Source organism: Streptomyces filamentosus (assembly GCF_014654895.1).
Classification (GTDB): domain Bacteria; phylum Actinomycetota; class Actinomycetes; order Streptomycetales; family Streptomycetaceae; genus Streptomyces; species Streptomyces filamentosus.
Genome location: NZ_BNBE01000002.1, coordinates 944,459 through 957,666, shown reverse-complemented (window position 1 = coordinate 957,666; position 13,208 = coordinate 944,459). Strand labels below are relative to the sequence as shown.

Here is a 13,208-nt window from a genome sequence, read left to right as displayed (position 1 = left end):
ATCCAATGTCCTGGCTCCGGATCCCGCACCTGGTACCCCAGGTCCTGGATGTTGGATCCGATACAGGGGATCCCTTATCCGCCCTCCATGCGTAGCCTGAACCCCATGAGGCAGGACGCCGACCTCGGTCTCTTCGGCCCCCGTTCCGTGACCTGGCAGCTGCACGGCGACCCGGTGATGTGGATCGCCGGGGTGCGGGCCCTGTACCTCCAGGCCCTGCACCCCGTCGCCGTGCGCGGAGTCATGATCAACAGCACTTTCAGGGAGGACCCCTGGGGGCGGCTGATGCGGACGGCGAGCTTCGTCGGGACGCTCAGCTACGGGACGCGGGAGGCCGCCGAGGAGGCGGGGGCCCGGGTGCGGCGGGTCCACCGGTTGCTCGGGGTGGACGACCCGGAGCTGCTGCGCTGGGTGCACTGCGCCGAGATCGACTCGTACGTCTCCGTCGCCCGCAGGTCCGGGCTGCCGCTGACCGGGCGGACGGCCGACCGGTACGTGGACGAGCAGCGGGCCTCCGCGCGGCTCGTGGGGCTGGACCCGGAGACCGTGCCGGCCACCGAGGCCGGGCTCGCGGCGTACTTCGCCTCCGTCCGGGGCGAGCTGGCCGCGGGGGACGACGCGCTCGCCGTACTGGACTTCCTGCGCAGACCGCCCGTGCCGCCCGCGCTGGTCCTCGGGAGGGCCCTCGTGTGGCGGCGGATCAGCTCGCTGGCGTACGACACCCTGCCGGAATGGGCCCACGAGCTCTACGGCCGGCCCGTGCCGCCCGCCGAGGCCGTCACCCGGCGGCTCACCGCCACCGCGGGCCTGCTGCGCCGCGTCCCCGCGGGGCTCCGCTGGCGGCTGCCGCCCCGCCACATCCTGCGCGCCATGGACCGGCTTGGTCCCGACACCCGACCCGACCCGTACACACTGTCCGACCCTGCGGCCATACTGGACGGGCCGAAGAGCGTGCACGGAATCGACGGGGGCGACGGCACACGATGGGGGACATCAGACTGATCCAGGGGCGCTACCGCCTGCACGAGGTCATCGGCCGCGGCGGCATGGGCGAGGTGTGGCGCGCCACCGACGAGGCGCTGGGCCGCGGGGTGGCGGTCAAGTGCCTCAAACCGCTCGGCCCGCACCAGGACGCGGGCGTGCAGACCGTGGTGCGCGAGCGCTTCCGCCGCGAGGCCAGGGTCGCCGCCGCGCTCCAGCACCGGGGCATCACCGTCGTCCACGACTTCGGCGAGTACGAGGGCGTGCTCTTCCTCGTCATGGAACTGCTTGAGGGGCAGAACCTCAGCCAGCTCCTCACCGCCAACGCCCGGGACCCGCTGCCCGTCCACGAGGTCGTCGACATCGCCGACCAGGTCGCCGACGCCCTCGAATACACCCATCGCATGGGGATCGTGCACCGTGACCTCAAGCCCGCCAACATCATGCGGCTGAGCGACGGCACGGTGAAGATCTGCGACTTCGGGATAGCGCGCCTCGGCGCCGACATGGGGTTCACCTCGCGGCTCACCGGCACCGGCATCGCCATGGGCACCCCCCACTACATGTCCCCGGAACAGATCGGCGGCGGCGACATCGACCACCGCAGCGACCTGTACTCGCTCGGCTGCGTCCTGTACGAACTCGCCACCGGGGCCCCGCCGTTCGACCTCGACGACTCCTGGGCGGTGCTCGTCGGCCACCGGGACACGATCCCGAGCCCGCCGCGCACCCACCGCTCCGAGCTGCCCGACTACTTCGACCGGCTCGTCGTCGACCTGCTCGCCAAGGTGCCCGACCAGCGTCCGCGCGACGCCTCCGACCTGCGCCGCCGCATCGTGGACGGCCGCACGCTCGGCGCGGGGACCCGCCCCCTGCCGCACTTCCCGCCCGGCGGGACGCAGGCCACCGACGACGGCGCCGGGCCGGTGCGGGACCCCGGCGCCGCACCCGCCTGGGCCCGCGGCGTCACCGGCGGGCCGCGCCCCGCCGCGCCCGGCGAGCTGCCCGTCACCGGCCACGACCCGGCCGCGGCCGTCCTCACCACCGAGTGGACCACCGCGGGCCCGGACGCCGCGGGCCGCCCCGCCCGCCCCGCGGCGGACGCCACGCCCGAACTCCTCGCCGTCCTCGCGGCCCGTCACCGCGCGGGCCTCGGACTCGGCCGGCTCAGCCGCTGGGACGAGGCCGAGCAGCTGCACCGTTCCGTCGCCGCCGACCGGAGCCGGGTCCTCGGGCCCGACCACCCCGACACCCTGACCAGCGCGTACGAGACCGCCTTCGCCCTGGGCCGGCTCGGGCGCACGGCCGAGGCCCTGGAGGCGTTCGAGCGCGTCGCCGAGGTCCGGGGCCGGGTCCTCGGGCCGGAGCACCCCGACACCCTGGCCGCCCGCCAGGAGCGCGCCTACACCCTGGGGCGGCTCGGCCGGCACGCGGAGGCCCACGCGCTGTACGCCGACGTCCTCGCCGTCCGCGAGCGCACCGCGGGCCCCGAGCACCCCGACACCCTGCGCTGCCGCCACAACCTCGCGTACACCCTCGCCCGCCTCGGCCGGCTGGAGGAGTCGTACCGTACGGCCCTGGCGGTCGCCGACACCCGGACCCGGCTGCTCGGCGCCGACCACCCCGACACCCTCGTCACCCGTCACGAACTCGCCCACACCCTGGGCCGGCTGGGCCGCGCCGAGGAGGCCCTCGACCAGTACCGCGCGGTGGCCGAGGGCCGGGCCGCCTCCCTCGGCCCGGACCACCCGGACACCCTCACCGCCCGCTACGAGACCAGTGCCTGCCTCGGCCGGCTCGGGCGGGCCGCCGACGCGCTCGCCGTCTGCCGGGATCTCGTCGCCGTCCGCACCCGCACCCAGGGCGCCGACGCCCCGGAGACCCTGCGCGTCCGGCACGCGCTCGTCGTCCACCTCGCCCGGCTCGGCCGCTGGCAGGAGGCCCTCGACACCGCCCAGGCCGTGCACGCCGCCCGCCGCAGGGTCCTCGGCCAGGACCACCCCGACACCCTCCGCAGCCGCCGCGAGGCCGCCGCCCTCCTCGGCCGCCTCGGCCGCTGGGAGGAGGCCCTCGCGCCCTTCCGTTCGCTCGCCGAGGCCCGCGGCCGGACCCTCGGCCCGCTGCACCCGGACACGCTCGCCGCCCTCGCCGACCTCACCCACTGCCTCGACCGCCTCGGCCGCCACACCGAGGCCGACGCCGTCCGCCGCGGCGGACCCGGGGAGGCCGCCGTCCCCGGCTCGGCCTGAACCGTCCCACAGGCGCGCTGATTTAATGGCGAGATGATCATCGACCGCCCCGGTGGCCCGGACCCCGAGCCCCGCACGCCCGCTCCCGGCCGGATCGACGTCGACCTGTGGCAGCTCAGGGTGGACGACCTCGCCGAGGAGGACCTCGACGCCTCCGAACTCGACGCCGGGGAACGCGAGCAGCTCGCCCACCCGCTGCGCGCGGTGGACCGGCTGCGGTACGGCGTCGGCCACGTCGCCCTGCGCCGCCTCCTGGCCGACCGCCTGGGCCTCGCGCCCGCCGCGGTCGCGTACCGCAGGGAACCCTGCCCCGGCTGCGGCGCCCTCCACGGCCGCCCCGCCCTCGACGGCCCTCCCGGCGCCCCGCACTTCTCCCTCTCCCACAGTGGCGACGTCGTCCTCATCGGCATCGCCGACCGGCCGGTCGGCGTGGACGTCGAGACCTTCCCCCAGGCCACCACCGTCCGCGAGGTGACCGGCGCCCTCCACTCCCGGGAACGCGCCGAGATCGCCGAGGCGGGACACGCCCCCGAGGTGTTCGCCCGCATCTGGTGCCGCAAGGAGGCCTACCTCAAGGGCATCGGCATCGGCATGGCCCGCTCCCTCGACAAGGACTACCTCGGTGAGCGCGACCCCTCCGCCCTCCCCGAGGGCTGGGACGTCCAGGAGGTCCCCACCGCCGCCGGACACGCCGCGGCCGTCGCCGTCGCGGGGCCCATCGGACTGGTCCGTACGAGTTGGCTTCCGGCCTCGTTCGTGACCGCCGCCGCCCCTGGCACACCCTCCTGAACAGCGACGACGTCCCCGGCGTGAAGCTGAACTGCGAGCGCGCTTAAGAAAACCTCGATGGACCGCGAGCCCCCGGTACGGAAGATTCGTCCCCGAGGATCTTGGGCACGCGCGCGTGCCCTGACCCGTACATCACAGGACACGCACGTCGGGAGCCGTGGCATTGAAGGCATTGGTCAAGCTGAAGGCGGAGCCGGGACTCTGGCTCACGGACGTGCCCGAGCCGGAGACCGGCCCCGGGGACGTACTGATCAAGGTCAAGCGGACCGGCATCTGCGGCACCGACCTGCACATCCGCTCCTGGGACGGCTGGGCGCAGAAGACCATCACCACGCCGATGACCATCGGTCACGAGTTCGTCGGCGAGGTCGTCTCCGTCGGCCGTGACGTCTCCGACATCGCCGTCGGCGACCTCGTCAGCGGCGAGGGCCACCTCGTCTGCGGCAAGTGCCGCAACTGTCTCGCCGGCCGCCGCCACCTCTGCCGCGCCACCGTCGGCCTCGGCGTCGGCCGCGACGGCGCCTTCGCCGAGTACGTGGCGCTGCCCGCCTCCAACGTGTGGGTGCACCGCGTCCCGGTCGACCTCGACGTCGCCGCGATCTTCGACCCGTTCGGCAACGCCGTCCACACCGCCCTCTCCTTCCCCCTGGTCGGCGAGGACGTCCTCGTCACCGGCGCGGGCCCGATCGGCATCATGGCCGCCGCCGTCGCCAAGCACGCCGGAGCCCGCAACGTCGTCATCACCGACGTCAGCGAGGAGCGCCTCGACCTGGCCCGCAAGACCGGCGTCTCGCTCGCCCTCAACGTGGCGGAGAAGACCATCGCCGACGGTCAGCGCACCCTCGGGCTGAAGGAGGGCTTCGACGTCGGCCTGGAGATGTCCGGCAACCCGCACGCCATGCGCGACATGATCGCCAACATGACCCACGGCGGAAAGATCGCGATGCTCGGCCTGCCGAGCGAGGACTTCGCCGTCGACTGGGCGAAGATCGTCACCTCAATGATCACCGTCAAGGGCATCTACGGCCGCGAGATGTTCGAGACCTGGTACGCCATGTCCGTCCTCCTGGAGGGCGGGCTCGACCTGTCCCCGGTCATCACGGGCCGGTACGACCACACCGACTTCGAGGCCGCCTTCGACGACGCGGCCTCCGGCAAGAGCGGCAAGATCATCCTCGACTGGACTGCGGGAGCCTGACCCATGTTCGATTCCGTACGCGACGACATCCGCGCCACCCTCGACGAGATCCGGGCGGCCGGCCTGCACAAGCCCGAGCGGGTCATCGGCACCCCCCAGTCCGCGACCGTCGAGGTCACGGCCGGCGGCCGTCCCGGCGAGGTCCTCAACTTCTGCGCCAACAACTACCTCGGCCTCGCCGACCACCCCGACGTCGTCGCCGCCGCCCATGCGGCCCTCGACCGCTGGGGCTACGGCATGGCCTCCGTCCGCTTCATCTGCGGCACGCAGGAGGTGCACAAGGAGCTGGAGGCCCGCCTCTCGGCCTTCCTCGGCCAGGAGGACACGATCCTCTACTCCTCCTGCTTCGACGCCAACGGCGGCGTCTTCGAGACCGTCCTCGGCGCCGAGGACGCGGTCATCTCCGACGCCCTCAACCACGCCTCCATCATCGACGGCATCCGCCTCTCCAAGGCCCGCCGCTTCCGCTACGCCAACCGCGACATGGCCGACCTGGAGCAGCAGCTCAAGGAAGCCACCGAGGGCGGCGCCCGGCGCAAGCTGATCGTCACCGACGGCGTCTTCTCCATGGACGGTTACGTCGCCCCCCTCGCCGACATCTGCGACCTGGCCGAGCGCTACGACGCCATGGTCATGGTCGACGACTCGCACGCCGTCGGCTTCGTCGGCGCCGGCGGCCGCGGCACCCCCGAGCTCCACGGCGTCATGGACCGCGTCGACATCATCACCGGCACCCTCGGCAAGGCCCTCGGCGGTGCCTCCGGCGGCTACGTCGCCGCCCGCGCCGAGATCGTCGCCCTGCTGCGCCAGCGCTCCCGCCCGTACCTCTTCTCCAACACCCTCGCCCCGGTCATCGCCGCCGCCTCCCTCAAGGTCCTCGACCTCCTGGAGTCCGCCGGCGACCTGCGCGACAAGCTCAACGCCAACACCGCGCTCTTCCGCCGCCGCATGACCGAGGAGGGCTTCGACATCCTCCCCGGCGACCACGCCATCGCCCCCGTCATGATCGGCGACGCCGCCGAGGCCGGAAAGATGGCCGAGCTGCTCCTGGAGCGCGGCGTGTACGTGATCGGCTTCTCGTACCCGGTCGTCCCGCAGGGCCAGGCCCGCATCCGCGTCCAGCTCTCGGCCGCCCACTCCACGGAGGACGTGAACCGCGCGGTGGACGCGTTCGTGGCGGCCCGCGCCGAGCTGCGCGGCTGAATCCGGGATCCGGGATCCGGTCTCCTGGATCCGACCTCCAGGATCCGGCCCCCGGCCTTCAGGATTCCGGATCCAAGTTTTTGGATTCGAGATCCGAGATCCGAGATCCGAGATCCGAGATCCGAGATCCAGCATTCAGGAAACGAGATCTTGGATCCAGAATCCTGGATATCGGATCCAGAGCCTCCCGGCCGTGGGCGTGAGCGCTGCCCGCGGCCTGGGAGACTGGGCACATGATCGAAGCACGGCGGTTGCACATCCTCCGTGCGGTGGCCGACCACCGCACGGTCACGGCGGCGGCCGCCGCGCTGTACCTCACCCCTTCCGCCGTCTCGCAGCAGCTCGCCGCCCTGGAGCAGGAGACGGGGCACCGGCTGGTGGACCGCAGTGCGCGGGGCGCCAGGCTGACGCCGGCGGGCGAGATCCTGCTGGGGCACGCCAACGCGGTGCTGGCGCAGTTGGAGCGGGCGGAGGCGGAGCTCGCCGCTTACGGTTCGGGGGAGGCGGGGACCGTGACGGTGGCGGCGTTCGCCACCGGCATCGGTCTGGTCGTGGCGCCCGCGATCGCGGCGCTCGCGGGCACCTCGCCCGGCATCCGGGTCCGGGTGCGGGACGCCGAGGGCGACGAGAGCCTGCTGATGGTGCTGGACCGGCAGGTGGACGTGGCCGTGGCCGTCGAGTACCGGGGGGCGCCCGCCGAGGACGACGACCGGCTCACCCGGGTCCCGCTGTACGCGGAGCCCTTCGACGTGGTGCTCCCGCCGGGCCATGCGCTGGGCGGCGGCGAGCGGGTCGTACTGGCGGACCTCGCCAAGGACGCCTGGATCGGCCAGTCCGCGGGCAACCCCTGTCATGACGTGACCGTCCTGGCCTGCGAGTACGCCGGTTTCGCGCCTCTCTTCGAGCACGTCTCCGACGATTTCCGGGCGGTCGTCGCGCTCGCCGCCGCCGGCGCCGGCGTGGCCCTGGTCCCGCGCTCGGCCCTGCGCGGCATGGACCTCAGGGACGTCGGGATCCGCCCCGTCGAGGGCGTCGTGCCCACCCGCCGCGTCTTCGCCGCCGTCCGCCGCGGCGCCGAGGACCACCCCCTCATCCGCCCCGTCCTCGCGGCCCTCCGCACGGAGGCGGCCCCGAGCGCGGGAACGGGAACCCTCTAGGACCTCGGACCTCGGACCCCGGCCCGGCACCCGTACCCGTACCGAGAACACCGGGGACTCCGAAGGCTCCGTGGACGGCGTGGACGGCGTGGACGGCGTGGAGACGGAGCCGCCGGAAAGGGCTGACCCGGAGTCGTCCCCTTCGTCACGGCTGCTGTCCGGCCCGCTGCCGGACGGGGTTTCCGCCAGGGACCGGGGCCATGGGGTCCCGGCAGGGGCGCACGCGGCGATGCCTCGCCCCGCCCCTAGGGTGGCCTCCATGATCGAGACAGGACAGACCGAGAACATCAGGCCGCTGCGGTTCCACGAGACGTCAGGGCTGGAGGACTGGAGGGTCGTGGGGGAGGGCGCCTGCGCCTTCTTCCGTACGGAGACCTTCGCGGCCGGGGCCGCGTTCGTGGGAGCGCTCGCCGACGTTCCGGCCGACGGCGCCGGTGACGGCTCCGGCGACGGCCCGGACGTCGACCTGCGGCCCGGTGGCGTTCTCGTCCGGCTCGTCAGCGTCACCGAGGACTACTACGGCCTGACCACGCGGCACTTGGAGCTCGCCCGCCGGATCTCGGAGCTGGCCCGCGCGCACGGTCTGGCCGCCGACCCGTCCGGCGTCCGGACGGTGCAGGTGACGCTGGACGCGCTGGAGCTGCCGGCGGTGCTGCCGTTCTGGCGGGCGCTGCTCGGGTACGAGAACCGCGCGGGCAGCGACGAGGACCTGATCGACCCGCTGCGCCGGGGCGCGCCCTTCTACTTCCAGCGGATGGACGAGCCGAGGGGCGGGCGCAACCGGGTTCACGTCGACGTCTGGGTGCCGTACGACGAGGCGGGGGCGCGGATCGCGGCGGCGCTCGCCGCCGGCGGCCGGATCGTGAACGACGCCGACGCGCCCTCGAACTGGGTCCTCGCCGACCCCGAGGGCAACGAGGCGTGCGTGGGCGTCGCGGGCCCGCCCGGGGCGTAGCCGGTCCGGTGGCCCCCGGCTCGCTCCGGCGGGCCCCGGGCTCAGTCCGCCGAGCGGTGCCAGCCGGCCGGGGCGACGCGGGCGGCGTCCCGGGGCCGGGTCTCGTCGAAGAGCGCCCGGCCCGCGCCGTCCAGGACCCGGAGCCCGGTCACGTACACCCCGCGTCCGACGAGGCGGGCGGCGGTGGCGTAGCGGAAGCGGAGGCGGAGCCGGCCGGAGGGGGCGGGCGCGGGCGGGAGGGCGGCGGTGAGCCGGTGCCAGCGCCGGCCGGACCAACCGGTGGCCGTGCCGTCCGGGTGGTCGCGTTCCTCGCCGGGCCCGTCGAACGGGGCGGTGCGGAAGGGCACGGGGCGCCAGTCCGTGCCGTCGGCCGCGGCCTCCAGGACGAGGGGGTCGGTGGCAGGGACGGTGTCCCACCACAGGAGGCAGTCGAGGCGGGCGGCGTCGGGGCCCGTCGCCGGGAGGGTGAGGGTGGCGCCGTCGGGGGCCTTCATGCCCGAGAACCAGGCCGTGGGCCCCGTGCCCGCCGGGGGACGCACCGGGATCGCCCGCGCGAGGCGGTCGGCGGCGGCCGCGCGGGGGGCCGATCCGGAGCGCCAGGTGCGGACGGGGTGCACGGAGTTCGCGAGGAGGACGAGGAACGCGTCGGCTTCCGGGTCGAGGACCAGGCTGGTGCCGGTGAAGCCGGTGTGTCCGGCGGTGCGCGGCCCGGAAAGGGCGCCCATGTACCAGCGCTGGTCCAGCTCGAAGCCGAGGCCGTGGGCGTGGCCGGGGAAGGCCGCGTTGACGTCGGTGAGGAGGAGGTCCACGGAGGCGGGTGAGAGGACGCGGGTGGAGCCGTACGCGCCGCCGTTCAGGAGCGTGCGGGCCAGGACCGCGAGGTCGCGGGCGCGGGAGAAGATCCCGGCGTGGCCCGCGACGCCGCCCATCGCGTACGCGTTCTCGTCGTGGACCTCGCCCCGGACCATGCCCCGGTCGAGCCGTGCCCAGGGCCGGCGGGCGTCCTCGGTCGCCGCCGTCTCCGCCCGCCACGAGAGCGGGGGGACGAACCGCGTGCGGTGCATCCCGAGCGGAGCGGTGATCTCGTCGTGGAGCAGAATATCCAGACCGTGACCGGTGATCCGTTCCAGGAGCAGGTGCAGCGCGATCATGTTGAGGTCCGAGTAGCGGTAGACCGAGCCCGGCGGGTCCTCCGGCGCCTCCTCCCACAGCATCCGCAGCCGCCCCTCCCGGTCCGGCGCCCCGTACAGCGGCAGCTCCGCCCGCAGTCCCGAGGTGTGGGCGAGCAGCTGCCGGACCGTGATGCCCGCCTTCCCCGCCCGGCCGAAATCCGGCAGGTACGCGGCGACCCGCCGGTCCAGCTCCAGCGTGCCCCGCTCGACCTGCCGCACGGCCAGCAGGGCGGTGAAGAGCTTGGTGAGCGAGGCCACGTCGAAGACCGTGTCCGGGGTCATCGGGACCCGCAGCTCCGGCGGGAGTCCGACCGCCGTGTCGGTCGCCCCGTCGTACGCCGCCCAGCGGACCGCCCAGCCCATCGCCCGGTGCAGCGCCACCGTCCCGCCCCGCCCGGCCAGCAGGACGGCCCCCGCGCACCACGGGTGCACGGGGGAGGGCCCGAGGAAGCCGCGCACGTCGGCGGCCATCCCCTCCAGCTCCCGCCCCGACAGCCCCGCCTCCTCGGCCGTACCCCACCGCAACTCCCCGGCCCCGCCCGCGGCGCCCGCCCCCGGAGCGCCGTCCCCCGCCCCCTGGGCGCCGCCCCCCGCCCCCGGAGCGCCGTCCCCCGTCCCGCCGGCCCTTTCCGCCCTCGCCACGCCCATCCACCCGTCTCCCGGCCTCGGACCCCGTCGCCGTAGGCGCCCCCCACTCTCCTCCACTTTCTCCCGCCCTCCCCGCCGCCCCTCCCTCCACCGAGCCCAAACAATCTGACGATCCATCAGAAAACCTCTTCCCTCCGTCGCGCGGCTGCGGCATCCTGCGGCCCATGGAGACGGAGCTGAGTCGCACACTGGGGATCGAGCACGCCATCTTCGGCTTCACGCCCTTCCCCGCGGTCGCCGCCGCCCTCAGCAGGGCCGGCTGTTTCGGGGTGCTGGGCGCGGTCCGCTACACCGCCCCGGACGACCTCGCCCGCGATCTCGACTGGATGCAGGAGCACACCGACGGGCGGCCCTACGGCCTCGACGTCGTCATGCCCGCCAAGAAGGTCGAGGGCGTCACCGAGGCGGACGTCGAGGCGATGATCCCGGCGGGACACCGGGAGTACGTCCGGTCGGTCCTCGCCAAGCACGATGTGCCGGAACTCGCCGAGGGCGAGGCGTCGGGGTGGCGGATCACCGGCTGGATGGAGGAGGTCGCCCGCAGCCAGCTCGACGTGGCCTTCGACTACCCCATCAAGCTGCTGGCCAACGCCCTCGGGTCCCCGCCGCCGGACGTCGTCGCCCGCGCGCACGAGCACGGCGTGCTCGTCGCCGCGCTCGCGGGCAGCGCCCGGCACGCCCGCCGGCACGCCGAGGCGGGCATCGACGTGGTCGTGGCCCAGGGGTACGAGGCGGGCGGCCACACCGGCGAGATCGCCTCCATGGTCCTCACCCCGGACGTCGTGGACGCCGTCTCCCCCCTCCCGGTGCTCGCCGCCGGCGGCATCGGCAGCGGCGAACAGATCGCCGCCGGGCTGGCGCTCGGCGCCCAGGGCGTGTGGCTCGGCTCGATCTGGCTCACCACCACGGAGGCCGAGCTCCACTCGCGCGCCCTCACCGAGAAGCTGCTCGCGGCCGGTTCCGGCGACACCGTCCGGTCCCGCGCGCTGACCGGCAAGCCGGCCCGCCAGCTCCGCACCGAGTGGACCGACGCCTGGGACGACCCGGCGGGGCCGGGGCCGCTGCCCATGCCGCTCCAGGGCCTGCTGGTCGCGGAGGCAGTCTCCCGGATCCAGAAGCACGAGGTGGACCCGCTGCTCGGCACCCCGGTCGGGCAGATCGTCGGCCGGATGAACTCCGAGCGCAGCGTCCGGCAGGTCGTCGACGAGCTGACCCGGGGCTTCGAGAGGGCCGTGGACCGGATCAACCGGATCGCGGGGAGGGAGCAGGCGTGAACACCGTCGCCCCCCGGGGTTTCTGGGCCCAGGCCGCCGCCGACCCGGACCGCACGGCGCTGGTGGCGCCGGACGGCGAGGAGTGGTCGGCCGGCCGGCTGCTCGCCGCCGCGAACCGCATGGTCCACGGCCTGCGCGCGGCCGGTCTGGAGCGCGGCGACGCCTTCGCCGTCGTCCTGCCCAACGGCGTCGAGTTCTTCACCGCCCATCTCGCCGCCACCCAGGCCGGGTTCTACCTCGTCCCGGTCAACCACCACTTCGTGGGCGCGGAGATCGCCTGGATCGTCGCCGACTCCGGCGCCAAGGTGCTCGTCGCGCACGAACGCTTCGCGGAGGCGGCCGTCGCCGCCGCCGACGAGGCCGGGCTTGCGCCGAGCCGCCGCTACGCCGTCGGCACGGTCCCCGGCTTCCGCCCGTACGCCGAACTCCTCGACGGGCAGCCGGAGTCGGCACCCGGGGAGCGGACGCTCGGCTGGGTCATGAACTACACCTCGGGCACCACCGGCCGCCCCCGGGGCATCCGCCGCCCGCTGCCCGGCCGCCTCCCCGAGGAGTCCCACCTCGGCGGCTTCCTCGGCATCTTCGGCATCCGGCCCTTCGACGGCAACGTGCACCTGGTCTGCTCGCCGCTCTACCACACGGCCGTCCTCCAGTTCGCCGCCGCGTCCCTGCACATCGGGCACCCGCTGGTCCTCATGGACAAGTGGGCGCCGGAGGAGATGCTGCGGCTGATCGACGCGTACGCCTGCACTCACACCCACATGGTCCCCACCCAGTTCCACCGGCTCCTCGCCCTCCCCGAGGAGATCCGGGAGCGGTACGACGTGAGCTCGATGCGGCACGCCGTGCACGGCGCCGCGCCCTGCCCCGAGCACGTCAAGCGGGCGATGATCGGCTGGTGGGGCGGGTGCGTGGAGGAGTACTACGCGGCCAGCGAGGGCGGCGGGGCCTTCGCGACGGCGGAGGAGTGGCTGAAGCGCCCCGGCACGGTCGGCCGCGCCTGGCCGATCAGCGAACTCGCCGTCCTCGACGACGACGGCCGCCCGCTGCCGCCCGGTGAACTCGGCACCGTCTACATGAAGATGAACACCGGCGGCTTCCAATACCACAAGGACGAGGCGAAGACGGCGAAGAGCCGCGTCGGCGACTTCTTCACCGTCGGCGACCTCGGCCACCTCGACGAGGACGGCTACCTCTACCTCCGCGACCGCAAGATCGACATGATCATCTCCGGCGGGGTCAACATCTACCCCGCCGAGATCGAGGCCGCGCTCCTCTCCCATCCCGCCGTCGCCGACGCCGCCGTCTTCGGCGTCCCGCACGCCGACTGGGGCGAGGAGGTGAAGGCGGTCGTCGAGGCCGCCGAGGGGCACGCGGAGGGGCCGGCGCTCGCCGAGGCGATCCTGGCCCACTGCGCCGACCGCCTGGCGGGCTTCAAGCGCCCGAAGTCCCTCGACTTCGTCGCCGTGATGCCCCGCGACCCCAACGGCAAGCTCTACAAGCGCCGGCTGCGCGACCCGTACTGGGAGGGCCACGAGCGCCCCCTGTGACCCGTCCTTCACCCGGACGGGGTACGGCCCCG

General features: G+C 74.3%; 10 protein-coding genes. 9 read left to right on the top strand and 1 reads right to left on the bottom strand.

Annotated elements, in window-relative coordinates; genetic code table 11:
• Window positions 1-105: 105 nt before the first annotated feature.
• From IE326_RS23215 to IE326_RS23185, 7 genes are all read left to right on the top strand, one after another.
• Window positions 106-1,002: an oxygenase MpaB family protein gene (locus tag IE326_RS23215; protein ID WP_190042867.1), complete on the top strand. Its 897-nt coding sequence runs from the start codon at window positions 106-108 to the stop codon at window positions 1,000-1,002.
• The gene (locus IE326_RS23210; RefSeq protein WP_190042866.1) at window positions 984-3,230 is read left to right on the top strand and encodes a serine/threonine-protein kinase; all 2,247 of its coding nucleotides are present in this window, start codon (window positions 984-986) and stop codon (window positions 3,228-3,230) included. Before IE326_RS23215 ends, IE326_RS23210 begins: the two co-directional genes overlap by 19 nt.
• Window positions 3,231-3,263: 33 nt before the next feature.
• Window positions 3,264-4,019 (top strand): 4'-phosphopantetheinyl transferase family protein, encoded by a 756-nt coding sequence (locus IE326_RS23205; protein WP_190042865.1) that lies wholly within the window; start codon window positions 3,264-3,266, stop codon window positions 4,017-4,019.
• A 163-nt stretch (window positions 4,020-4,182) separates the two neighbouring features.
• Window positions 4,183-5,217: an L-threonine 3-dehydrogenase gene (tdh, locus tag IE326_RS23200; RefSeq protein ID WP_150232412.1), complete on the top strand. Its 1,035-nt coding sequence runs from the start codon at window positions 4,183-4,185 to the stop codon at window positions 5,215-5,217.
• 3 nt (window positions 5,218-5,220) lie between these two features.
• Window positions 5,221-6,420 carry a glycine C-acetyltransferase gene (locus tag IE326_RS23195; RefSeq protein WP_190042864.1) on the top strand — a complete coding sequence of 400 codons (1,200 nt, stop codon included), beginning with the start codon at window positions 5,221-5,223 and terminating at the stop codon, window positions 6,418-6,420.
• 233 nt (window positions 6,421-6,653) lie between these two features.
• On the top strand, window positions 6,654-7,577 hold the full coding sequence (locus IE326_RS23190) for a LysR family transcriptional regulator (RefSeq protein WP_190042863.1): 924 nt from the start codon (window positions 6,654-6,656) through the stop codon (window positions 7,575-7,577).
• A 259-nt stretch (window positions 7,578-7,836) separates the two neighbouring features.
• On the top strand, window positions 7,837-8,532 hold the full coding sequence (locus tag IE326_RS23185) for a VOC family protein (RefSeq protein WP_190042862.1): 696 nt from the start codon (window positions 7,837-7,839) through the stop codon (window positions 8,530-8,532).
• Between the two features lie 41 nt (window positions 8,533-8,573).
• Here the strand turns inward: IE326_RS23185 and IE326_RS23180 are convergent, their stop codons facing one another.
• The gene (locus IE326_RS23180) at window positions 8,574-10,352 is read right to left on the bottom strand and encodes a serine hydrolase domain-containing protein (RefSeq protein ID WP_190042861.1); all 1,779 of its coding nucleotides are present in this window, start codon (window positions 10,350-10,352) and stop codon (window positions 8,574-8,576) included.
• Between the two features lie 164 nt (window positions 10,353-10,516).
• On the opposite strand from IE326_RS23180, the gene IE326_RS23175 reads away from it, so the two are divergent.
• Window positions 10,517-11,626, top strand: coding sequence for an NAD(P)H-dependent flavin oxidoreductase (locus IE326_RS23175; protein ID WP_190042860.1), 1,110 nt, complete (start codon window positions 10,517-10,519; stop codon window positions 11,624-11,626).
• Entirely contained in the window at window positions 11,623-13,176 is a 1,554-nt protein-coding gene (locus IE326_RS23170) for an acyl-CoA synthetase (protein WP_190042859.1), read from the top strand. Before IE326_RS23175 ends, IE326_RS23170 begins: the two co-directional genes overlap by 4 nt.
• The last annotated feature ends 32 nt before the right edge of the window (window positions 13,177-13,208 follow it).

Bases quoted from the DNA above. Each gene is read 5' to 3' on its own strand.
- IE326_RS23215 (WP_190042867.1), top strand. From the start codon at position 106: ATGAGGCAGGACGCCGACCTCGGTCTCTTCGGCCCCCGTTCCGTGACC.
- IE326_RS23210 (WP_190042866.1), top strand. From the start codon at position 984: ATGGGGGACATCAGACTGATCCAGGGGCGCTACCGCCTGCACGAGGTC.
- IE326_RS23205 (WP_190042865.1), top strand. From the start codon at position 3,264: ATGATCATCGACCGCCCCGGTGGCCCGGACCCCGAGCCCCGCACGCCC.
- IE326_RS23195 (WP_190042864.1), top strand. From the start codon at position 5,221: ATGTTCGATTCCGTACGCGACGACATCCGCGCCACCCTCGACGAGATC.
- IE326_RS23190 (WP_190042863.1), top strand. From the start codon at position 6,654: ATGATCGAAGCACGGCGGTTGCACATCCTCCGTGCGGTGGCCGACCAC.
- IE326_RS23185 (WP_190042862.1), top strand. From the start codon at position 7,837: ATGATCGAGACAGGACAGACCGAGAACATCAGGCCGCTGCGGTTCCAC.
- IE326_RS23180 (WP_190042861.1), bottom strand. From the start codon at position 10,352: ATGGGCGTGGCGAGGGCGGAAAGGGCCGGCGGGACGGGGGACGGCGCT.
- IE326_RS23175 (WP_190042860.1), top strand. From the start codon at position 10,517: ATGGAGACGGAGCTGAGTCGCACACTGGGGATCGAGCACGCCATCTTC.